This is a genomic window from Streptomyces sp. NBC_01384 (genome assembly GCF_045040035.1).
Classification (GTDB): Bacteria; Actinomycetota; Actinomycetes; order Streptomycetales; family Streptomycetaceae; genus Streptomyces.
In genome coordinates this window covers 260,916-281,717 of record NZ_CP109560.1, presented here as the reverse complement: position 1 = coordinate 281,717, position 20,802 = coordinate 260,916, and the positions used below count along the sequence as shown (strand labels likewise).

Below are 20,802 nucleotides of genomic sequence, written 5' to 3'. Positions count from 1 at the left end.
CGGGCTGCCCGGATCCCGTGTCGTACGGTCTGATGTCGCGGCCGCCCACCGTCCGCAACGGATCTCACCGAACCCGGCGGTGCCGCCGGTACGGCCGAAAGATCTGAACCAATACCGGGATCAGGCCGCGACGAGCTCCTGCTCGCGATCCGGTGTCTTGACCTTGGGCTTCTTGTTCGGCAGCGAGAGCCGGAAGACCTTGCGCCACGCGGAGAACACCTGCTTGGGCAGCGGCCCGGTGACGTACTCCAGCTCGTACTTTTCGAACAGCGCGCGCACCTTCACCGCGACCTCGGCGTACCGGTTGCTCGGCAGGTCCGGGAACAGGTGATGCTCGATCTGGTGCGACAGGTTGCCGGTCATGAAGTGCATGGCCCTGCTGCCGCTGATGTTCGCCGAGCCCATCATCTGGCGCAGGTACCACTGGCCGCGCGTCTCGCCCTTGATCGACCGGCGCTCGAAGACCTGCACGCCCTCGGGGAAGTGCCCGCACATGATCACCGAGTGGGACCAGATGTTGCGGACCAGGTTCGCGGTGAACGTGGCGGCGAGCGTGGGGAGGAACGACGGGCCCGACAGCAGCGGGTGGATCACGTAGTCCTTGAGCACCTGCTTGCGGATCTTGCGGCCCACGGCCTTGGCCCGCGCGCGGAACTCCGGGTTCTTGCGGCGGCGCTTGTGCAGGTTCTTGCCGAGCTCCAGGTCGTACGCTGCGATGCCGTACTCGAAGAAGCAGGCGTTGATGAAGTTCCACAGCGGCTGGCCGAGGTGGAACGGGTGCCACTTCTGGTCCTCGTCGACGCGCATGATGCCGTAGCCGAGGTCGTTGTCCTTGCCGATCACGTTGGTGTACGTGTGGTGCAGTTCGTTGTGCGAGTGCTTCCACTGCTCGGACGGCGAGACGTGATCCCACTCCCAGGTGGTGGAGTGGATCTTCGGGTCCCGCATCCAGTCCCACTGGCCGTGCAGGACGTTGTGGCCGATCTCCATGTTGTCCATGATCTTCGCCACGGACAGCCCGGCGGTGCCGAGCAGCCACGCGGGCGGGAAGATCGAGAACAGCAGCACGCCCCTGCTGACCAGCTCGAGCTTGCGCTGCGCCGAGATGACCTTACGGATGTAGGCGGCGTCTTTCTCGCCGCGGCCGGCGATCACCTCGTCGCGGATCGCGTCCAGCTCGCGGCCTAGCTCCTCGATCTGCTCCGCGGTCAGGTGGGCGGTGGGGTCGATGGCGGTCAAGGTGCTCCTACCGTTCGATGTCGCAGGGGCCCGCCGCGGCGGACACGCAGGTCTGGATGAGGACGCCCGGCTCGGCCTCGGTGATCTCGCCGGTGCGCAGGTCGCGGACGGCGCCCGCCTTGAGCGGCGTGACGCAGCCGAAGCAGATGCCCATGCGGCACCCGGAGGGCATGAGCACGCCGGCCTCCTCGCCGATGTCCAGCAACGGCGTGGCGCCGTCCGCGTCGACGGTCTTGCCGGTGGCGCTGAACGTGACCTCGCCGCCGTCGCCGGCGACGACGATGCTGGGGCGGAAGCGTTCGGTGTGCAGGCGCTCTTGGACGCCGTGCTCGGTCCAGTGCTCTTCGGCGGCGTCGAGCAGGCCCGCGGGCCCGCAAGCCCAGGTCTCGCGCTCGGCCCAGTCGGGCACGAGTTCGCCGAGACGGGCGATGTCGAGCATGCCGTCTGTGTCGGTGTGCACCTCGGTGAGCCGCAGCTTCTTGTCCGCGACCAGGTCGTGCAGTTCGTTGCGGAAGATCACGTCTTGCGGCTGCGGCGCGCAGTGGACCATGACGACGTCGTCGAACTCGATGTCGCGCAGCATGCCCATCACGGGCGTGATGCCGCTGCCGGCCGTCAGGTAGAGCACCTTGGCGGGCTTGGCCTGCGGCAGCACGAAGTCACCGGTCGGCTGGTCGAGCTGGATCAGCGTGCCCGGTTTGGCCCTGCGGACCAGGTGGTTGCTGACCTTGCCGTCCGGGATCGCCTTCACGGTGATCGTGACGCGGCCGTCCTGGCGGTTTGTCGGCGAGGTGATGGAGTAGGCACGCCACAGGCGCACCCCGTCGACGTCGACCCCGATCCGCACGTACTGACCGGCTGTGTGGCCGCGCCAGCCCCGTCCCGGCCTGATCACGATGGTCGCGGCGTCACCCGTCTCGGGGTGCACGGCCTCGATGCGCCCACGCAGGTCAGCGCCCGCACGCAGCGGGCTGACCAGGTCGAGGTAGTCCGACGGCAGCAGCGGCGTCGTGACCATCTCCAGCAGTTTCCACGCCCTGCTGCGGAGGGCTGCACTCGTCATGACTCCAGCTTGCTGCGCCTCAAGGCGTAAAGTCCTGACCGCAGGACGTAAATCTGGTCGGCTGAATTGTTCGCAGGGAACAAAAACGTGAGCCATGCAATCCGGAGGGCCAGCGAACTGGCCCTGGATGAGACGACGGTCACCGCACTTCGGGCCGTGCTGAAGACCACCGCCGACGAGGTCGTCCAGGCGATCATCGACGAGGTCCCTCCCTACGCCAACGCCCTTTCGGGCCGCATGGGCGGCACCATCCGCCGAGCCGTCCGCACCGCCCTGGGGCACTACCTGGACCTCGCGAGCGGGAACGCCACAGGCGGCGACGCCGGTGACGCAGCCTACGAGCTGGGCCGGGGCGAGGTGCGCGACGGCCGTTCGATGGACGCCCTGCTCAGCGCCTACCGCGTCGGCGCCCGCGTGGCCTGGCGATGCCTGGCAGCGGGTGCCGTACCCGCAGGTCTGCCCGCCGCCGAGGTCGCCAAGTTCGCCGAGCTGACCTTCGCCTACATCGACGAGCTCTCCGCCGCGAGCGCCGCGGGCCACGCCGACGAACTGGCCGCCCGGGGCAGGGCCCACGAGCGCCACCTGGAACACCTGGCCCGCGACCTCCTCGCCGGCGCGAGCCCGGACGTGCTGCTGGCCTCTGTTCAACGGGCCGGGTGGCAGCCTCCGGTTTCGCTGACCGCGGTTCTGCTGCCCGCCGCCCAGGCCCGGCCTGCCTACCGCGCGCTCGACCCGAGCACCCTCGTCCTCGACGATCTGCCGGACGCCACCGGTGTGCTGCTCGTCCCCGATGCCGACCGATCACATCTCTTGCGGCAGCTGACCGACCGCACCGCCGTGGTCGGCCCGGCCCGGCCATGGACTCGTGCGTCCGCCTCGTACGCACGAGCCGTACGCGCGCGCTCCCTCTCCTCTGATATTCGCGACACCGAGGACCACCTGCCCGAGCTGGTGCTGAGCGCCGACATGGACGCGTTCGCAGACCTGCGTGCCCGAGCCCTCGCACCGTTGCGGACCTTGCCTGTCACGACCGCACGGCGGCTGGAGGAGACGTTGCGGGCGTGGCTGCTGCACCAGGGCAGACGGGACGAGGTGGCGGCGGCGTTGTTCGTCCATCCCCAGACAGTCCGGTACCGGATGTCGCAGCTGCGGGAGCTGTTTCCGGATCTCGCATCGCCACACCGGGTCCTTGAACTGACGCTGGCGGTCGGGCTTCGGGTCAGCTGACGCGTACTTCGACCATCCACGACCGCGTCCGCGAGCGGTCCAGGAATCGTGCCTCGTTCTCGGTGCCATCAGCTGGCTCATGCGGCCCGGGGAAGAGCGGTATTAGCCAGCTGAGACCGGGGGTTGATGTGAAGACCAGACAAGGCCTCGGGAAGCCCGTCGGGGGCGCTGTCTCTGAGAAGCGCGGTGGCGGATACGGCTCGACTGGATCCGGTGGACGATGCGCACCGGCCCGCTCGTCGACGCGCTCATCGAGCATCTGGCCGGTGATCTGGGCAGCTATGCCCTGGAAAACGGCTTTCATGTCGTCGTGGAGGGCGCTGTCCTGGCACGAGCTGACCCACGGGCGCGCGGCGGGCTGCAGCTGGGTGACCGGCGGGGCGGCCAGGCCGGGTCACCAGGGGCGGGGGCCGGGCCGCTCGCGCCGGGGACCACGGTGGTTCTGCGACGGCCCCGTGCCTCCCTTCCGACAGGTCAACCGGACGACCGACCGGGTCGGCCTGGCACACCGCGCGAGGGATGATGGGGATGGAATGACGGAATGTGAGGTCAGGAGCTTCCATGGCGAAGCAGGTTCACCGACCCCGTGAGGACGCGGAGTTCAATTTCATCCTCGGGATGAGCGGAGTTCCGGTCCTCGCATACTTCACCGGGACATGGCCCAAGGCAATCGAGCCCTGCCGGGTGATGGACCTCGTCGTGGGTGGCATCGCAGACGAGTACACGGGCCGCCTGACGGCCGTCCGCGCCGACATCACGCGTTGTCCGGCTGCGACCAGGCGATACGGGATCACCGGAGCCCCGTCCTACGTCCTGCTGAAGGAGGGAGAGGTGGTGGCGCACGGCACGGGGCCTATGACCATCACCGAGGTACGGAAGTTCCTGGACGGCCACCTCTGAGCGGCCGCTGCGGCACGTGGCCGCGACGCCCGTCACGTCTCGTCTATGGGAGCTGCGCCGCCTGAGACACCTTGGGGCTGAGACACCCCCACAGGTCACATACTGACTTCGGCTGGTTAGGGTGACGTTGGCGCGTCGAGGTCCAGGCCGGTTCCGGCTATGAATCCGTTGAGGGTGTCGGGTCGGTACTGAAGGCGCTTGAGGCGGTTGCGGACGAGGACTTCGAGTCGGTCGAGTGCGACGACGGCGAGATTGGCCAGGCTGCGTTTGACGTGGGCCCACACGCCCTCGACAGGGTTCAGGTCCGGCGAGTAGGCAGGCAGCAGGAACACCGTCAGCCACTCCCGCTCGGTGATCAACTGCCGCATCCTGCGGGATACGTGGGTGTTCAGCCGGTCCCACACCAGCACGATCGGGGCCTTGACCAGCTGGTGGGCGCCGTCGATCAGGGCGATGAAGTCGCGTTCGCCCAGGCTGCGTCGCTGGTCTGAGGTGGTTGGAGGCCACGCTTCTCGAGGCGTCGAGCAGCCGAACTCCAGCACAACGACGTTGGCCAGGCCACCGCCGATCAGGCGCCGGATGGCCCACCGGCTCGAACCCGAACCAGTACCTGATCGGCCAACTCCTGCGGGGCCAGCTCGCCGTCCAGGACCACGGTGTCGCTGGGCAGGGTGTCGGCCGCGGCCATGCACGGTTCGATCCTGTCCTTGCACCAGCGCCGGACCCGCTCGTCCTGCTCGGGGTTATCCGGGGTGAAGCTCCGGCCGTCGATCCGCTTCTCCAGGACCTCTCGGGGGACCTTTAGGAAGAAGTGGTGAACGTCGATGCCCGCGTCCTTCAGCGCGCTGAAGATCTCACCGGCATACGCGGGGTCGACCAGGGCCCGCAGGACATAGCCGACCATCTCCGGGTCATAGACGAGCGCCTCGGGCCAGCGCGGACGCAACTCGTCCACCAGCGTGGTCTTCCCGCTGCCGAACGCACTGTTCACCCAGACGATCAACGTGATTCTCCCAGCCCCGTTGCCATGCCCCCGCGCAAGCCCAGCGTGTCGGATCAGCATGCCGCGCGGCTTGGGTGGCGCCAAACTCCACTGCACACCAGCTCAGACACTCGATGTGAAACAGGGGGGTTAGGAATCAGTACCCGACGAAGGCCACTTCGCCACTTGGTGCAACCGACAGCCGGGAATCGCGGCGCGGGCTGCAGCGCACGCACAACGTGACGTGGTGGATGGTGCGCTGGGGTCCGGCCCCGGCCACCCCACCGGTGACCCCCTGCTGACTCGCCGTCGACCGGTGTGCGAAGCTGCCGATCACAAGGGAGGGGTGTGGCGGTGGGGCGGGCGCATACGGCGGGCGGGCGACGGCGACACGGCACGATCGGGGCCGCACAGGCCGCGTTGACGGTGCTGGTGGTGGGCGGAGCGGCCCTGGGAGCACTGCTGCTGCACCCCGACACGGGCCTGTTAGCCAAGGGCCGCGGGCCGCTCGGCGGCAACCCCGTCCTCGTGGTCGGCCTCGCCCTGCTGTCACTCCTCGGCGGCTTGGCGCTGCGCGAGAAGTACCTGGAGCAGGTCGGCGCCGCCCGGGAACTCAACCCGGTGGAACAGCGGGTGGTTGACGGCGTGAGCCGCGCCCTGCTGGCCGCGTCGCTGGTCGTCCCGCTGCTCGTCCTGGTCCTGCACCAGTTCGGTTTGTCCGGCAGCGGCCACGGGGGCGGCCAGGAGTCGTTACCGCTTCCCAGCCCGCGGCAAGACCCGGTACCCACCCTGCCACCCGCACAACATGCCGGGCACGCTGGCCACAGCATGCACTTCGGGCTGACGCGCATCCTGCTCGGTCTCGGCATCGCCCTGCTTGTCGTGGTCGTCGTGATCGCCGGGCTGCACCTGTGGCGGTATCTGACCCGGCCGCCGGCGCCCGAGGTCCCGGCGACGTATGCGACGCTCGACGACGAGCAGGAACGCCTGGCCCAGGCCGTGGACTCCGGGCGCCGTGCCCTGCTGGACGGAACCGACGCCCGCGCAGCCGTCATCGCCTGCTATGCCACCATGGAGGAGTCGCTCGCCGACTCCGGCGTGGCCCGGCGCGCCTCGGACAGCCCGCAGGACCTGCTGGAGCGGGCTGTCGCAGGCGGCCTGCCCGCGGGGGCGGCCGTCGTCGAGCTCACCGGCCTGTTCCGCGAGGCCCGTTACTCCACGCACCCGATGGACGGCGGCCACCGCGACCGGGCCACGGCGGCTCTCGCCGAGATCGCCGACGGTCTGCGCTCACGGGCGTCCGGGCCCGAAGCCGTGGCGGGTGCCTTGTGAAGGTGCCCACACGGATCCGGACCTTCGCCGGCTCCGTGCTGCGGGCGCCCGGATCGGTACGGCACTCGCTGGCCGTACTGAGCACCGTCGTGGTCGCGGCCGAAGTGCTGCTCGCCCTGGCCGATGGTGCCGCCGCGGCCGTCACCGGCCTCGCCCTCGTCACCGCTGTCGCGCTGGTCCTGGGGCGCTATGCCGCGGGCGGCGGCGCCCAGGACAGCGACCACCGCAGGCGGGTACGCCTGCTTGACAGTCAGGCCCCGGCGCTCGGCGGGTGGCGGCGCATCGTGGCCAAGACCCTCACGGACGACAGCGAAGTGCACCTACGAACCGTCATGAGGCCGCAGTTGCAGCGGCTGTTCGCCGCCCGGCTGGCCGAGCGGCACGGCGTGGCGATGTACCGGAACCCGCAGCGGGCCCGGGCGCTGGTCGGCGCCGAGCTGTGGCCGTGGATCGATCCCGAGGCGACCGCTCCGCAGCCCACTCTCCCCGAGCCCGTCCTACGTTCCCTGCTCGACCGTCTGGAAGCCCTGTGACCTGTGGCGCTGCGGCTGCCCCCGCAGCCCGCGCACCCCGCCCCCCATCCCGTGAGGATCCGACCGTGACCAGCACGCAGCCCATCCCGGACCACGACATCCTGACACCTCGGCAGGCGGGTGACGGGGCCGCGGCCGTGCTCGACGAGATCGGCACCGCCGTGGTCGGCAAGACGGAGCCTCTGGCGCTGGTGATGCTCGGCATCCTCGCCGGCGGTCACGTCCTCATCGAGGACCTGCCGGGACTCGGGAAGACGCTGCTGGCCCGCTCCTTCGCCACCACTCTCGGCCTGGACTTCCGCCGTATCCAGTTCACCCCCGACCTGCTGCCCTCCGACGTCACCGGCGCTCCGTTCTACGACCAGCAGACCGCCGACATGGTCTTCCGGCCCGGTCCGGTCTTCACTCACCTGCTGCTCGCCGACGAGATCAACCGCACCCCGCCCAAGACCCAGGCCGCGCTGCTGGAGGCGATGGCCGAGTCCCAGGTGTCCATCGACGGAAGCACCCGGCCGCTGCCGGAGCCCTTCGTGGTCGTCGCCACCGCCAACCCCATCGAGTACGAGGGCACGTACACCCTGCCCGAGGCGCAGCTCGACCGGTTTCTGCTGCGCGTGCGGATGGGCTATCTGACGGCGTCCCAGGAGACCGACATGCTGCGCGCACGTGTCGACCGGGCGGCGCCCGAGGCTGTGCTGCGCCGGCTCAGCGGGCCGAGCGGGGTGCTGGCCATGCGGGCCGCCGTCGAACGCGTCGAGGTGGACGACGACCTGCTGGAGTACGTCGTCGCGCTGGTCGGCGCCACCCGGGCCCACCCGCACATCCAGGTCGGTGCCTCTCCGCGCGGCGGCCTGGCCCTGGTGCAGCTCGCCCGCGCCCGTGCCGTCCTGGACCTGCGGGACTACGCGACCCCGGAGGACGTCAAGTCCGTGGCGGTGCCGGCCCTCGCGCACCGCGTCACCCTCAAGCCGGAGCTGTGGGTCCGGCAGATCGACGGCGACGACGTGATCCGCGAGATCGTGCAGTCCGTGCCCGCCCCGCAGACCCTGCCGCGCACGCCGGTCGTGTCATGACGAAGCCAGTGCCGACCCGCAGAGCGGCCGCCGCCGTCCAACGAGCCCTGGCCGACCGCCCGGACATGACCGCCGAACCTCCTCCGCCGCCCCCGCCCGGCTGGCGCACCGGTGAACGCGCGCTGCGGTTGGGCACGTTGGCCGTCGTCGCGCTGGCCGCCGCGCTGGTCACCGGGCGCCCTTGGGTGCTTGCTCTCGCCGCCGCGCCCCTGGTGCTGCTCGCCCTCGCCCTGCCGAGCGGGCCGCGCCCGGACACGGTGACGGCCGAGGCCGAGGTGGAGCCGCGGCGGTGCTTCGAGGGAGAGCAGGTGATGGTGCGGATCGCGGTGGCCTGCGACGGTGAGACCGGCCGCCTGGACCCCGGCATCACCCTCGGCCACGGGGTCCGGCTCGACCACCTGGCGGTCGGCCCGCACCGCGTCGATCTCGTCCTGACCGTGCAGCGCTGGGGCCGCTGGACGCTCGGCACGGTCGACGTCGACGTCTACGACCGCGGCGGGCTGGCCCGGCGCACCGTCCGGGTCGAACTCGGTGAGATCGCCGTCTTCCCGCTGCCTGGACACGCCGGCCTCACGCCCATCCCGGTCCGGCTGCCGCAACGGCTCGGCGAGCACACCGCCGTGCAGCGCGGCGAGGGCGTCGAGGTCACCGGCGTGCACCCGTATGTGCGCGGCGAACGGCAGCGGCGGATCCACTGGCCGGCCACCACCCGCCGTGGCACCCTGCAGGTCCACCAGTTCGCCGCGGAGCGCACCGCCGACACCGTGGTGCTGCTGGACGTGCTCGCCGACGTGGTCGACCCGGTCACCGGCGCGTCCTCGCTCGACGAGACCTTCCGGGCCGCTGCCGGGCTGGTCCGCGCCTACCTGCGCACCCACGACCGGGTCGGCGTCGTGTCGGTCGGTGGCGCGACCCGCTGGCTGCAACCGGGCAGCGGCCAGGGGTACTTCTACCGCATCGTCGAGAGTGTGCTGGAGGTCCGCAAGGACCTCGCGTTCCGTACGGAGGGACTCAGCCTGCTCCCACCGCCCGCGTTGCCCGAAGGAGCGCTGGTGTACGTCATCACGCCGCTGACCGACCAGCGGATTTTCGACGTCCTGCACCAGGTGCGCGGACGGGCCAACCCGATGGTCGTGGTCGAGATCCCCGCTGGCGAGCCGGTCGTGGAACCTGGCGACACCGAGGGCGAACTCGCGCTGCGGCTGTGGCGGGCTGACCGCAACGCCATGCGCTTCGCCTTGGTGGAACGCGGCATCGCGGTCGTCGCCCACCGGCCCGGCGAGACCCTCGACCTCGCCCTTGCGCCGCTGCTGCGCACCCGCATCCACGGGGGGACCCGATGACCACCGCCCCCGCCCGGAGCGCCCGGCCAGGCCCGCGCCCGGCCGACAGCCGAGCCGCCCTGCTCATCGCACGTCTCACCTCCCGCATCACCGACCGCTTGCTCGGAACGGCCCTTGCCGTCGCCGCCTGCGACCCGCCGGCCGCCCTGCACGCACCACTGCTGGTGAAGGTGCTGGTCCTGGGGGCGGCGACGGCCGCGTGGTGGGCCGCTCCGATGGTCGACGCGCGCCCCGTCCTGACCTCCATGCGCTGGCGGACCTTCGCGGCCCGCCGCAGGACGACCGTGCTGCCGGCCGCGGCGATCGCGGCCGCGGCGGCCACCGGCCCCGCGGTCTGGCTGGTCGTCTGCATCGCCACCCTGCTGCTCGCCTACCTGCTCGTCACCGACGCGTGGACAGCCGGTGTCACCGCCCCGCCCGGCCACCCGCAGGCAACACCCGCACTGACGGCCGCCGCCGCGACCGCAGTGGTACTGCTCGCCGCCCAGGCGCCGGTCGCGGGCACCTCATGGGCACGTCTGCCCGCCTCACTCGCCATCGCCGCGACCACGGTTTGCCTGGTACTGGCGCTGCGCACCCGTCGCAGCCCGCCCGGCTGACCGCCTCCTGCCCAGCTTCTTTACCGCGGCGAGCGTGTGACGGTCTACGGCCCGTCGTCCCCGCGCCCGCGGGGGTAGCTCAGGCGTGAATGGTGGCCGTGGACGGCAGCAGCAGGGGCGGGGAGTGGCTGACCTGCCGGATCTTCGTCTGCACGTTACCCTGGCTCCAGTCGCGGATCTGTGGGCCCGGCTCAGCCGCGGGCCGCAGGCTGTCGCCCGTCGGGCTGCTCTGCAGGCGTTGGAGGCGTTGTCCGGGATCGTCGACGAGCGGGTCGTGCCGCAGCTGCTGGCCGACCGCCTCACCGACCGGCTGCAGGAAGCTGGCGGCGAGGCCCTGGTGCGCGAACCGATGGGCTGGCTGCTCGGTCGCGGCCTGGTCCAGCGGCAGGCCTGCGCGGATCCGCGGTGTGATGACGGGATCCGCCTGGACACCGGCAGCGACTGCCCGAGGTGCGAAGACGTGGTCCAGGTCCGGAGGGCGTGGCGGTCGCGGATCACTGCTGAGGCCGATGAGCGGATGCCGGGCGCCGACTCTGCTGCGCGCCGGGATGTCATTGAGGCCGGGCTGCGCCGCCGGGCGTTGATCGAGGCCGAGGACGCTGCGATCCGGCGTGCGAAGGCTGAGGCAGAACAGGGCCGCCGTCAAGCCGCCTGCGCTGCGGCGGAGGCCCGGGTCCAGACCGAGCACAAGTTCGCGGCCGTCGCCGAAGCCCTCCTGCAGGCCGAGCCGTGCGCGGACTGCGGCGCGCAGCGCTCTGGTGGGCTGTGCGAGGCATGCGGCTACCGGCGGGAAACGCCCTGCCTGGCCGCTGAGGCGGGGCTGATCACGGCTGCGTGGTCGGCCGCCCTGGGCGACGCCGACGACGTCCAGGCGGTGGCCGCCGCCGTCCAGGCCGCGCTTCCGGACTATCGGCAGAAAGCGCTGGCGATGCCGGCGCGCACGCCGGAGGCGGAGGCCGAAGCACGGCGGGCGTACGCCACCGAACAGGGCCGCCGCCAGTACCGACGCGACCCCGACGGGCCACTCGCCGCCGCTGCCGCCAGGCAGGCTGCCGAGCAGGCCCGCGAGCGTACCGCCCATCACCTGCTGGCTACGCGGCTGGAGCAGCTGCGCGAGCTGGAGAGGGGCCGCATCGCTGCGGCCACCCCGCGACCGCGCAGTGAGCGGACCGACTGAGCGGGGTCGTCACCTGCCTGGTCAGCGACGACCTCGCATGAACGGCGGCAGATCATGACGGCTTTATGCCACTGCCCGCCGACGCGCACCGTCTTCGGCTGGATTCTTGCCGAGACCGTCGTAGCGCAGCTGCAGCGCAGCGGTATCCCAAGTCAGCGGCGCCAGCGGCGGGGGAGGAGACCCCTCCAGGTGAAGCGCCGCTCTCGCGTGGCGACGGGGGGAGAGAGCGCCGGCTCGTGCGGGCCAGGTGCGTACGGCGAGTGCGGTGGCACGACGCTGTCTGGGGGCTGTGGCGCGGCGGCCGTCTCCGGTTCTGCTGCCGCGTTGGCGTCGTCGACGACCGGGGCGGTGTCCTCGCAGATGCCCACGTTCGTCTCAGGGGCGGGCGAGATGGCGGGGATGGTGAGCGTGAGCTGCGTCGGCTCGGAGTGTTCCTGGGCGGCGCGCTGGTGGGCGTTTTCGCGGGCGAGGCGTCGGCGGTGGCGTTCGCGGCCGCCCTGGGCGCGCTCCAGCGCGTTCATGATCTGGAAGGCGGAGGTGGGGCGGAAGCCGCGGTGAGTGCCCAGCGCGCGCAGCGGCAGGGGGATCAGTCCCCACCAGGTGGCGCCGCTGCCCGGAAGAGGGTGGGAAATCCGCCAATCCCGTGCCCAGGAGGCTATGTCGCCGCTCCAGTCCTCGTCCGGTTCGGGCGTGTGGATGTGGGGGTGGCCGCCGTAGGGGATGAACACGGTGTCGTTGCTGATCCAGCACACGGCGGCGCCTGCCGCGGCGATCTGCCGCTGGATGGGGGCGGGCCGGACCTTGGTGTGGCTGACCGGCTTGCTGTAGGGCTGGACGTTGACGTCACCGGCGTGGTCGAAGTGCAGCGTGTCGTCACGGTCGAAGAACCACCAGTGCACCGCCGCGTCGCCGTAGCGGGCGCGGACCCCGCTCAGACGTCGGGTGACGGCGGGCTTGGCGAGCAGCCGGCGCGGCCGTTCGATGACGGCGATGTCGTCGTCGCGACGGACGACGAGTGCGGGCGGCATCTCCCAGCGCTGTCCGGCGAGTTGGGGATCGATCTGCAGGCAGACGCTCGCCCGGGGTAGAACGCGCACCAGCTGGTCGTGGAGAGCGAGAACGACGGTGAGGTCGGCCTGGACGTCGGCCTGGTGGGTGGCGGGAGCGGCGCACCGGTCGGCGCCCGGGGTGTGCCGGGCGTGCCTGAAGCGCGGGGTGAAGCCAGATGCGGGTGTTGAGGGCCCGGTGAATATCAGCGGCTCGCCGCAGGCACAGCAGCGGTAGCGCCCGCCGGCCCGGCCGCGCGGGAGCCGGGCCGGCGCATCTGCCTGGCGGCGCAGGTCGATGATGCGGCCGTCGTCGGCGGTGTCGATGGCGAGTTCGCCCATCCGTGGCAGCGGACTGCGCACCCGGCCACGGCGGGCCCGGGCGTCGGTGAGGAGTCGGGGCGGGGTGCCGGGCGCAGCGGCGTGGGGGGAACGGGCGGGGGACGTGGTGGGGCTCGGCATGCGGGACGACTCCAGGGGCCAGGGAGGGGAGGGGAAGACCGAAGGGTTCTGGTCAGGAGCTTTACGCCCTGGTGTATGTCTGACGCTTTGTCCGTACCCTTCGACCTGGTGAACTCCGGACAACGAGGCCTTTGTCCGGGACACAGCCGGACAATGCCGGGGGGCGCGATGGCTGGCTCGAAGGGCCGGGGGCGAGGGTGGGCGGCACCGCGGGCGCAGACGCCGCAGGCGGAGGAGTTAGCCAGGTTTCTGCGGAACCTGGTCGACCTGCACGGCTTCACCCTGCGGGCGCTGGAGAAGGCAATGCCGTACGGGAAGTCGACGATCAGCAGCAACCTTGACGGACGGGTGCCGCCGGAGTCGTTCGTCATCGACCTGGTGAAGGCGGTCGTCAAGGAGCCCCGCAAACAGGAAATCGACCTGGCCCGCGCCCGCCAGCTGTGGCGGGACGCCGACAAACCGATCGCGCCGCCGGCCGGGGCACCGGTCCCAGCGGGCGGCGCCATTGCTCTGGCCCACAAGACTCACGACGAGCTCGTCTCCGTCTACAGCCACACGATGGAGTTGGAGCGTGAACGGGCCGGCGCCCACCAACTGGTGCTGCTCCTGCTCGGTCTGGTCGGCCGCCTTCAGAACGAGGTCACCCAGCTGCAGGCCGTCCCCAACACCCAGGAACGGCTCGCCGTTCTTGAAGAACAGCTGCGCACCGCCACGCTGGAGCTGGAGCGTGCCCGGGACGCTCGGCAGGAGGCGGAGCTCCTGGCCGCCCGCGCCCAGCAGCAGACGGTCTCCCTTCAGGAAGAGCTCGCCCAGCTACGCGCGGCGATGCCCCAGTCCGGCATCGCCCTCGCCTTCAAGGTGACCCCGGAGGACCTGCCGCAGGAGTTCCAGGAGGAGTTCTTCCTGGCCGATGTCGACCGTGCGCTTCGCACCGCCCAGGGCTTCCTCGAGGAGGGCGCCCAACGGCGCGGCCACCTCGTGGACGACCTCGGTTCGGATGCCGCCGGGCCGCTGGAGGCCCGGCAGGTGGGCGAGGGCTGGCTGATCGTGGCGCTGCTGCTCGGACGCCTTCTCGGCTGTGTACTGATGATGGCCGGCGCCGTCCTGTACTACACGGTCAAGACGTGGGTCACCGCGTCGTCGAACTGGCTCGGCTTCCCCGACCTGCTGGTCATGTTCGGGATCGTCCTGCTGGTCGATCCGTGGGACATCGCCTGGAACACGGTCCGCCCCTGGGTACTGCGGATCTTCACCGATCAACGCGAGCCGGTGGTCTGGGATCTGACAGTCCGGGAGGTCCTCGTCCGGGTGCTGCGGGTGCCGTGGGCCGCGGCCGCAACGGCCGCTGCCGTGCTGAGCGTGGCCACCGTGTCCTGGTGGTCGCCCTGGATTCTGCTGGCTACCGTCCCGGTCGGGCTCGGCACGATGACCTATGCGGTGATCGGGCGGAACCGGCACGCCGTTGACGTCGTCGCGCCCGTGCTGTCCGCCGGCGTCGCCGGGCTGCGCGCCCTCCTGCCTGCCGAGCATCCGTTGCACGAGACCGCCACCACCACCCCGCAGCAGGCGCCCTCCACCAAAGGATGACCGTCTGGTGCCCACGTCCGAGTGCGTCCTTCGGGAAGCCTGTGGAGGCTGGGCTTGTGCCGCAGGAGCGCATTTCGCACAGCCACCCGCCCGGCAGCCTTTCCACGCTCGACGCACCCAATGCCCCTGTTTGCCGCCATCATTGACGGACTCGCAGTTCTTGTTCCCCATCCTGGAAAGGCGATCACTGGTGGACGCGCTGCCCCTTCCTGATGATGTGCCCGCCTCTCGTCCTTCGGCCGTCCCTGCCGGGGAGGCGGTGGCCGTGCCGGGGTGGGGGCGCCGGATCACGGTGGCGTGCCCGGAGTGCGGTCTGCCCACGCACCGGCACCGGACGCTGGATTTCGGCGGTGCCACCCAGTGCGGGAAGTCCTGGCGTCCCGTGGTCACGGTCGGGGGCGGGGCAGAGGAGGATGGGGCCTGGGTGGCGCTTGGGGACGACAGTGCGTGGTCTTTGGCCGCAGCGATCCTTTCCAGGCGGGCGGGGAGGCCAGCGCCCGGCGGACACGGGCCGCGCGGCAGCAGGCGGCGATCGTGTGTGGCTTCGACGTCGGCAATCGGCCCCATCGAATTGGGCATCGCTGGCGCCGACAGGCGTTCGATGACGGTCTGCGGTGGCCCCACCTCATGGTCGTACCCGCAGGCGAGCGGCAGTGGGGCCGGTTCGAGACGTCACGCGCCGCTCTTCAACCCGGTGGAGCCAGGTGGCCAATATTGAGGGGCCGCTGAACGACGTCAGAGCCAATCGTGCGCTCGCAGGCACAAGCCAAGGCGAAGCAGCAGAGGGCCACGGGATCCGCCAACACCCGCGGCCCGTACGGTGACCGGGCCTCGTCCAGCAGGCCTTCCATGATGTCGCCCAGGGCATAGGAGGGCGGGAGCCCGTTTCGGCAGCCTGGAGATCGTCGAGAGTGCCCGGACCAAGCCCTCCCGAACCGTTCCGGCTTCCTGAACGGAATTGACGGTTCGTCAAGTTTCAGGGGCCCGGGCCGAGCGCGAGCAGCGCTCCGAGAAGTGGGGACCGTCAGGGCCCCGGCAAAGTCGTTAGGTGATGCCGAGGAGGGCCAGTGGGCGGCTGCTATCGCGGGCGTGATGTCGGGTGCCAGCGGCGATGGTGGTGATTCCGGCGGTGCGTAACGCGCCGATGGCGGCGTTGCGCAGAGCGGCCATGACTTCAGGTCCGGTGCCCGTGCGGACCTGGCTGCGGTCTTCGTCGTAGGTGACATCGCTGACCCAGTGAATCTTGTTCTCGATGGCCCAGTGCCCGCGGATCCAGGCGGCCAGTTGTGCTGGTCTGGCCTTGTGGACGCGCAGGTCGGTGATGGCGTATACGGTTTCGGTGGTGAAGCGTTTCGGCTGGTCGATGCGGCGTCTGCGGCGGCGGATCTGCAGCGCCTGGGCGGCGTGCGGGAAGTCGATGCCGGTAGAGATCGTCAGGACTTTCAGAGTGCGGATCTCTCGGCGGCCGTGACCGCTGGTGGCGTCCGGAACGGCCCGCCAGGGCAAGGCGGCGAGCTGAGCATGCAGGTGGAGCTGGTTGCCTTTTACGGTCAGGATCCAGCGTGCGCCGCGTTCGGCGAGGTAGATGACGTGCTCGCGCTGGCAGCGCAGCGTGTCCGCGGTGATCACGGTGTGTCGCGAGGTCTCCGATCTGGTCCAGCAGCGGCCGGAACCGGGTGATCTCGTTGGTCCTGCCGTCGACGTCAGTGTCGGCAAGGACCACGGCGGTGACCTGATCGCAGGCCGCCATCACGTGCCGGGCGGCAGTGTCGACGGTGCGAGATCCGCGTAACGCCTTGCCGTCGACGGTGATCGCCCGCTGGCCTGTCGCATCGCTTTGTCGACTTTGGACGGTGGGGCGGCGCCGGCGCGGAGCAACGCCGCGATCATCGCGGCCGGGACCCTGCGGTAGCTGACTGTGGACATCGACATTCTTCCTCGCGCACCACCGACGGCATACGCATCGCCGTCGATTCTTGGCACGCGGGAGGCGCCGCAACGTGAATGAGTGGGGGCGCAAGACAGACATGGCGAAACTCCGCCACGAATGTGTCAGCCGTGCGGCACGCCTGCTATCGGTTTGCCACCGAGGAAGTCCTCCAGGATCTCGGTAAACCGCGCCGGCTGCTCCTCGGCCACGTAATGGCCGCAATCGTCGAGGACCACCCCGGTGACATCGTCGGCCGCCAGCCGCATCGTCTCGGCGACTATCGCGCCGCTGTACCGCGCGCCGCCGATGGCGAGCACCGGCAGCGTCAGCCGGGTCTTCTTGCGCTGCTCGTTCTGCGCGATCGTCTCGTCCAGCGCCCGGTAGTACGCGAAGCTCGCCCGCAGCCCGCGAGGATCCGCGACGATCGCATCGACGTAGACGTCGACGGCGTACGCGGGGATCGCGTCCGGGGTGGCTGCCTTCTTGGCGAACTGGTAGCCGAAGAAGAGCCGCTCCCGCCCCCGGACCAGCTCCTCGTTGAGGTCGGTGAGCCGGTTGAAGCCGAAGTGCCAGAGCCGTTGGTTGACCGCGGCCGGGCTGAAGACCGACGGGGTCGGCGTGAGACCGGGGATAATGGCGTCGACGACGGCGAGCCGGCCCACCCGCTCGGGGTGATCGGCAGCGAGGGCGTATCCGGTCCACATGCCGATGTCGTGGCCGACCACGTCGAACCGGTCGTGCCCGAGCGCGGCCATCAGAGCGGCCAGATCGGCGGCCAGCGTGCCGGCGTCGTAACCGTCGTCGGGCTTGTCGGAGAGCCCGGCCCCGCGCGAGTCGACGGCGACGACGGTGTGCTCGCGGGCGAGCGCGGGCATCACTTCCCGCCAGGCGTACCAGGTCTGTGGCCACCCGCCGACCAGCAGCAGCGGTGGGCCCTCCCCGCCGGTGACCGCGTGCAGCCGCAGCCCGTTCAGCTCCACGAGCCGGCTAGTGAAGACGTCGGTGAACCCGTCGGGCAGCCGCAGCGAACTCAAGCTTGTCGTGCCGTCAGCCGTACTCATCATGGAACGATCAGTGCAACTTTTCATGCCGACGACCATACTCATCTTGAAACGATCGGTGCAAGATGTGTAGGCTGACGAACCATGGCGGGCCGCAAGCAATTCGACGTGGACGAGGCGCTACGACGCGCGATGCACGTCTTCTGGCGCTGGGGCTATTCGGAGGCCTCGATCGACCGCCTGACCGAGGGCACGGGCCTGGGCCGGAGCTCGCTCTACGGCACCTTCGGCGACAAGAGCACCCTCTTCCGGAAAAGCCTCCAACGGTACGCGCAGACCTACCACCCGCTGTACGACCAGGCACTGTCCGGCCCCCACCCGAGCCCGAGCGCCGTTGTGGCCGCCTACCTGCAGGTCACCCTGAACCGCATCGCCGACCCGACGGTCCCGGATGGCTGCCTGCTCACGGTGTCGGCAACGCAGTTCCCGGCCCTCGACGCGGAGGGCCGGGCGATGGTCCGCGCCATGATCGACGGTTTGCGGGCGATGCTGGAGCAGGCGTTGCTGGCGGCGGGGGCCGATGATCAGGAGGCGGCAGAGCTGGCGTTGTGCACGCTGGCAACGAACAAATCCCTGGCGGTGCTGAGTCGCGCCGGCTTCTCGAGCGAAGACCTGGCAACCGTCGCAGCAGCCGCCGCCCGTATCCCCGGGAGACCACATCCACTACCTTGAGTAGTGCGATGGACACCCAGGGCCCCGGCAAAGTCGTTAGATGATGCCGAGTAGTGCCAGTGGTCGGGTGCGGTCGCGGGCGTGGTGGCGGTTGGCGGCGGCGATGTTGGTGACGCCGGTGATGCGGAGATCGGGGACGGGGTCGGGCGCCTTCACCGAAGCAAGGAGCAGGCCGGATATCAGATAGCTGAGGGCGTCCACCAGCACGGCAAGCGGCGCTCCCATGATTTTGATCAGTACCCCGGCGATCAGAGGGCCGGACGAGCCGGCCACCGCGTCGGCCTGTTGCACACGGGCGTATCCCGCGTTGAGCAGCTCTTTTGGCACCAGCTGTGGCACATACGACTGGTTCGCCGCCTCGAACAGCAAAGACAGCACCCCGAATACGAAAGACGTTCTGCAGACAGTTGACGCGTGTTGCCGCTCGGCTGAAGACGCTACCAGGAGGATGGACCTGCGGCTGATGACTGCCGTCCAGGACACACTTCTATTCGTCGACTTGACCGGGATCCCTACCGCCTCAGAGTGGTGCCAGCGATGGAACGGCCGACGGCACTCCTTTCGCCACGTTAGTGAGGGCGGGTTTGATGCCCGGGGGTGCGCGGTCGAGATGCTGCCAGAGAAGGCGGCGAACGCCGTGATCGTGCTGGAAATCCTGACCAAGATGATCCTGTCCGCCCTCGCCGAGAAGATCGCCGAGGGCGGACAGGATGCTTTGCTGGCCGAACACGCCAACCTCGACGATCTGCTGATCGTTCAGCGGCTGCTCGGACACGCCAGCTCCACGATGCGGTCTCTGCGCTACATCCGGCGGACGAACCTGCTGGTTGCGAGGGCGATTGCGGAGTGAAACGACCAGAACAAGACCTACGCCGACAACGCGAGCCGTCTGGCAGAACGGCAGGCGGTCTGATGCCCAGACGAGGAGAACGCCGGACCCGGTAGGCGGCGAAGCCGCGTGAGCGGGGCAGGCAGGTGTCCCGGATCGGGACGCGTGAGCTGATCTACACCAATCCCAAGGGCACGGCCATGCGGCGCGTGATCCGCCCGGGGAACTATCGGTGCTCGCAGTTGGTCGCCCAGTTGGCGCACGCCTGGATCGCCCACCACCGGGCTACGGCCTTGACGAACAGCCAGGCCTACACGCGCGTGATCAGGCTGCTTGCCGAGTTCACCGACGGCTGCCTGGCGGCCCGGGGGCTGGAGGCGGCCGGGCACGTCTGGACGGAGCGGTCATCGACCTGACGGAAGTGATCTTCGCCTTCGAGAAGGACGTGCAGGACCGCTACCCCACCGACTCGCCACGGGCTCACTTGGCGAGTCCTTTCGGTAATCCGTCAACCGTTTGCTCAGACGGGAAGTTCGGTGATGCTGAGGGCGAAGTCCAAGTTCCCCACCCCGTGGTTGGCGAGGCCCACCGTGACCACGCCCGCTCCCTCCAGCCAGTGCGCCATTTTCAGGCCGCCGACGTCCAGCGGTCGCATCCCGAGGCTCTCGATGAACGCCTCCACACTTGCCTTGGCCTGCGCATTATCACCAGCGATGAAGACGTCGGGCCGACCCTTCTCCAGGACCTGGCGGAAGACGGTGTTGAACGCCTTCACCACGCTGGCGCCGGCCGGGGCCGCCTTGGCGACTTCCTGCGCGATCGAGGTCTCCTCGCGGTGGGCCAGCCCGTCGAACGTGGAGTTGAAGGGATTGCTGATGTCGACGATGACCTTGCCCGCGAGAGCGTCTCCGTACTGGGCGACGACCGGCACGACACCGTCGTACAACAGGGCCACGATGACGATGTCCCCGGCCGGGGCGGTGCCCCATTCTCCCGTCGTGGCGCCGCCGAGTGCCTTGGCCAGGTCCGCGGCCTTGGACTGATCGCGGCCCATGATCTCGACGGTGTTGCCGCCCGCTATGGCCCGCGCGCCGATGGTGCGGGCCATGTTTCCGGTGCCGATGATGCTGATGTTGCTCATGAGATGCCCTGCCCTGGTTGTGGGTTGTTCGGTTCAGATGGCGGTGGTGCCGCCGTCGGCGACGAGTTCCATACCGTTGACGTAGCTGGAGTCGGCGGAGGCGAGGAAGAGGGCGGCGGTGGCGATTTCGTCGGGGCGGCCCATCTGGCCGCGGGGGATGAGGGACTCGAACTGGCGCTTGGTGGCCTCGTCGAAGAGTTCTGCCTGCTTGGCGGTGGCGACCTGGCCGGGGGTCAGGACGTTGACGCGGATGCGGCGGTCCTTGAGCTCGTTGAGCCAGACGCGGGCCCAGGCCTGCTGGACGGCCTTGCTGCCGGCGTAGACGCTCCAGCCGGGGAAGGCGCCGAGGGAGGCGTTGGAGCCGGTCATGAGGATGGAGCCGCCGTCGTTGAAGAGCGGGAGGGCCTTCTGGACGGTGAACAGGGTGCCGCGGGCGTTGAGCCCGAACCAGGTGTCGAACTGGGCCTCGGTGATCTCGCCGGGGATGTCGAAGGCGGCGAGGAGCCGTTCGCGGGGGGTGAGGTCGGTGCGGTCGAACACGCCGGACAGGACGGAGGGGTCGAACCGGCGCAGGTACTCGGCGACGCCCCACCACCCCCCTGTGCC

General features: G+C 70.1%; 21 protein-coding genes and 2 pseudogenes. 13 read left to right on the top strand and 10 right to left on the bottom strand.

Annotation, left to right across the window (positions count from 1 at the left end):
* Positions 1 to 120: 120 nt before the first annotated feature.
* Positions 121 to 1,239: an acyl-CoA desaturase gene (locus OG747_RS48715; RefSeq protein WP_331744535.1), complete on the bottom strand. Its 1,119-nt coding sequence runs from the start codon at positions 1,237 to 1,239 to the stop codon at positions 121 to 123.
* 7 nt (positions 1,240 to 1,246) lie between these two features.
* Entirely contained in the window at positions 1,247 to 2,302 is a 1,056-nt protein-coding gene (locus OG747_RS48710) for a ferredoxin reductase (protein ID WP_331744537.1), read from the bottom strand.
* Between the two features lie 87 nt (positions 2,303 to 2,389).
* Between OG747_RS48710 and OG747_RS48705 the strand changes: the two genes are divergently transcribed.
* Together OG747_RS48705 and OG747_RS48700 are read left to right on the top strand one after the other, a co-directional pair.
* Positions 2,390 to 3,529: a helix-turn-helix domain-containing protein gene (locus OG747_RS48705; protein ID WP_331744539.1), complete on the top strand. Its 1,140-nt coding sequence runs from the start codon at positions 2,390 to 2,392 to the stop codon at positions 3,527 to 3,529.
* Positions 3,530 to 4,090: 561 nt separating this feature from the next.
* Positions 4,091 to 4,429 carry a thioredoxin domain-containing protein gene (locus tag OG747_RS48700; RefSeq protein ID WP_331744543.1) on the top strand — a complete coding sequence of 113 codons (339 nt, stop codon included), beginning with the start codon at positions 4,091 to 4,093 and terminating at the stop codon, positions 4,427 to 4,429.
* Positions 4,430 to 4,545: 116 nt separating this feature from the next.
* On the opposite strand, the gene OG747_RS48695 is transcribed toward OG747_RS48700, so the two are convergent.
* Entirely contained in the window at positions 4,546 to 4,971 is a 426-nt protein-coding gene (locus tag OG747_RS48695) for a transposase (protein ID WP_331744546.1), read from the bottom strand.
* Positions 4,972 to 4,997: 26 nt separating this feature from the next.
* Complete coding sequence (locus OG747_RS48690; protein WP_331744549.1) at positions 4,998 to 5,432, bottom strand: TmrB-like protein; 435 nt, start codon at positions 5,430 to 5,432, stop codon at positions 4,998 to 5,000.
* A gap of 333 nt (positions 5,433 to 5,765) precedes the next feature.
* On the opposite strand from OG747_RS48690, the gene OG747_RS48685 reads away from it, so the two are divergent.
* The 6 genes from OG747_RS48685 (at position 5,766) to OG747_RS48660 (ending at position 11,468) form a co-directional block, all read left to right on the top strand.
* The gene (locus OG747_RS48685; protein WP_331744552.1) at positions 5,766 to 6,743 is read left to right on the top strand and encodes a DUF4129 domain-containing protein; all 978 of its coding nucleotides are present in this window, start codon (positions 5,766 to 5,768) and stop codon (positions 6,741 to 6,743) included.
* Positions 6,744 to 6,745: 2 nt separating this feature from the next.
* The gene (locus OG747_RS48680; protein ID WP_331744555.1) at positions 6,746 to 7,276 is read left to right on the top strand and encodes a hypothetical protein; all 531 of its coding nucleotides are present in this window, start codon (positions 6,746 to 6,748) and stop codon (positions 7,274 to 7,276) included.
* A 65-nt stretch (positions 7,277 to 7,341) separates the two neighbouring features.
* The gene (locus OG747_RS48675; RefSeq protein ID WP_405886240.1) at positions 7,342 to 8,349 is read left to right on the top strand and encodes an AAA family ATPase; all 1,008 of its coding nucleotides are present in this window, start codon (positions 7,342 to 7,344) and stop codon (positions 8,347 to 8,349) included.
* Complete coding sequence (locus tag OG747_RS48670) at positions 8,346 to 9,692, top strand: DUF58 domain-containing protein (protein ID WP_331744557.1); 1,347 nt, start codon at positions 8,346 to 8,348, stop codon at positions 9,690 to 9,692. Before OG747_RS48675 ends, OG747_RS48670 begins: the two co-directional genes overlap by 4 nt.
* A complete protein-coding gene (locus OG747_RS48665; protein WP_331744560.1) occupies positions 9,689 to 10,291 on the top strand; it encodes a hypothetical protein in 603 nt (200 codons plus the stop codon). Before OG747_RS48670 ends, OG747_RS48665 begins: the two co-directional genes overlap by 4 nt.
* 124 nt (positions 10,292 to 10,415) lie before the next feature.
* Positions 10,416 to 11,468 (top strand): hypothetical protein, encoded by a 1,053-nt coding sequence (locus tag OG747_RS48660; protein WP_331744563.1) that lies wholly within the window; start codon positions 10,416 to 10,418, stop codon positions 11,466 to 11,468.
* A 152-nt stretch (positions 11,469 to 11,620) separates the two neighbouring features.
* Here the strand turns inward: OG747_RS48660 and OG747_RS48655 are convergent, their stop codons facing one another.
* Positions 11,621 to 12,976, bottom strand: coding sequence for a hypothetical protein (locus OG747_RS48655; RefSeq protein ID WP_331744566.1), 1,356 nt, complete (start codon positions 12,974 to 12,976; stop codon positions 11,621 to 11,623).
* A 168-nt stretch (positions 12,977 to 13,144) separates the two neighbouring features.
* On the opposite strand from OG747_RS48655, the gene OG747_RS48650 reads away from it, so the two are divergent.
* On the top strand, positions 13,145 to 14,563 hold the full coding sequence (locus OG747_RS48650) for a hypothetical protein (protein WP_331744569.1): 1,419 nt from the start codon (positions 13,145 to 13,147) through the stop codon (positions 14,561 to 14,563).
* Positions 14,564 to 15,607: 1,044 nt separating this feature from the next.
* On the opposite strand, the gene OG747_RS48645 is transcribed toward OG747_RS48650, so the two are convergent.
* Positions 15,608 to 16,192: an ISAs1 family transposase gene (locus tag OG747_RS48645; protein WP_331765004.1), complete on the bottom strand. Its 585-nt coding sequence runs from the start codon at positions 16,190 to 16,192 to the stop codon at positions 15,608 to 15,610.
* On the opposite strand from OG747_RS48645, the gene OG747_RS48640 reads away from it, so the two are divergent.
* On the top strand, positions 16,185 to 16,355 hold the full coding sequence (locus OG747_RS48640) for a hypothetical protein (protein WP_405886237.1): 171 nt from the start codon (positions 16,185 to 16,187) through the stop codon (positions 16,353 to 16,355). The genes OG747_RS48645 and OG747_RS48640 overlap by 8 nt on opposite strands.
* A 260-nt stretch (positions 16,356 to 16,615) precedes the next feature.
* On the opposite strand, the gene OG747_RS48635 is transcribed toward OG747_RS48640, so the two are convergent.
* Positions 16,616 to 17,557: an alpha/beta hydrolase gene (locus tag OG747_RS48635; RefSeq protein ID WP_331765002.1), complete on the bottom strand. Its 942-nt coding sequence runs from the start codon at positions 17,555 to 17,557 to the stop codon at positions 16,616 to 16,618.
* Between the two features lie 81 nt (positions 17,558 to 17,638).
* Between OG747_RS48635 and OG747_RS48630 the strand changes: the two genes are divergently transcribed.
* Positions 17,639 to 18,226 (top strand): TetR/AcrR family transcriptional regulator, encoded by a 588-nt coding sequence (locus OG747_RS48630; protein WP_331744574.1) that lies wholly within the window; start codon positions 17,639 to 17,641, stop codon positions 18,224 to 18,226.
* A gap of 129 nt (positions 18,227 to 18,355) precedes the next feature.
* Here OG747_RS48630 and OG747_RS48625 read toward each other — a convergent pair.
* Positions 18,356 to 18,619, bottom strand: a pseudogene (locus OG747_RS48625) (MFS transporter); the annotation flags it as partial.
* A gap of 55 nt (positions 18,620 to 18,674) precedes the next feature.
* Between OG747_RS48625 and OG747_RS48620 the strand changes: the two are divergent.
* A complete protein-coding gene (locus OG747_RS48620; protein WP_405886562.1) occupies positions 18,675 to 19,076 on the top strand; it encodes a hypothetical protein in 402 nt (133 codons plus the stop codon).
* A 125-nt stretch (positions 19,077 to 19,201) separates the two neighbouring features.
* On the top strand, positions 19,202 to 19,471 hold the full coding sequence (locus OG747_RS48615) for a hypothetical protein (protein ID WP_331765000.1): 270 nt from the start codon (positions 19,202 to 19,204) through the stop codon (positions 19,469 to 19,471).
* Positions 19,472 to 19,575: 104 nt separating this feature from the next.
* Here the strand turns inward: OG747_RS48615 and OG747_RS48610 are convergent, their stop codons facing one another.
* Positions 19,576 to 20,196 (bottom strand): NAD(P)-binding domain-containing protein, encoded by a 621-nt coding sequence (locus tag OG747_RS48610; RefSeq protein WP_331764999.1) that lies wholly within the window; start codon positions 20,194 to 20,196, stop codon positions 19,576 to 19,578.
* A 33-nt stretch (positions 20,197 to 20,229) separates the two neighbouring features.
* Positions 20,230 to 20,781, bottom strand: a pseudogene (locus tag OG747_RS48605) (SDR family NAD(P)-dependent oxidoreductase); the annotation flags it as partial.
* Between the last annotated feature and the right edge of the window lie 21 nt (positions 20,782 to 20,802).

Excerpts from the sequence above, each read along its gene's own strand:
- OG747_RS48710 (WP_331744537.1), bottom strand. The coding sequence starts at position 2,302 with ATGACGAGTGCAGCCCTCCGCAGCAGGGCGTGGAAACTGCTGGAGATG.
- OG747_RS48700 (WP_331744543.1), top strand. The coding sequence starts at position 4,091 with ATGGCGAAGCAGGTTCACCGACCCCGTGAGGACGCGGAGTTCAATTTC.
- OG747_RS48670 (WP_331744557.1), top strand. The coding sequence starts at position 8,346 with ATGACGAAGCCAGTGCCGACCCGCAGAGCGGCCGCCGCCGTCCAACGA.
- OG747_RS48665 (WP_331744560.1), top strand. The coding sequence starts at position 9,689 with ATGACCACCGCCCCCGCCCGGAGCGCCCGGCCAGGCCCGCGCCCGGCC.
- OG747_RS48655 (WP_331744566.1), bottom strand. The coding sequence starts at position 12,976 with ATGCCGAGCCCCACCACGTCCCCCGCCCGTTCCCCCCACGCCGCTGCG.
- OG747_RS48650 (WP_331744569.1), top strand. The coding sequence starts at position 13,145 with ATGGCTGGCTCGAAGGGCCGGGGGCGAGGGTGGGCGGCACCGCGGGCG.
- OG747_RS48635 (WP_331765002.1), bottom strand. The coding sequence starts at position 17,557 with ATGATGAGTACGGCTGACGGCACGACAAGCTTGAGTTCGCTGCGGCTG.
- OG747_RS48630 (WP_331744574.1), top strand. The coding sequence starts at position 17,639 with ATGGCGGGCCGCAAGCAATTCGACGTGGACGAGGCGCTACGACGCGCG.
- OG747_RS48620 (WP_405886562.1), top strand. The coding sequence starts at position 18,675 with ATGGACCTGCGGCTGATGACTGCCGTCCAGGACACACTTCTATTCGTC.
- OG747_RS48610 (WP_331764999.1), bottom strand. The coding sequence starts at position 20,196 with ATGAGCAACATCAGCATCATCGGCACCGGAAACATGGCCCGCACCATC.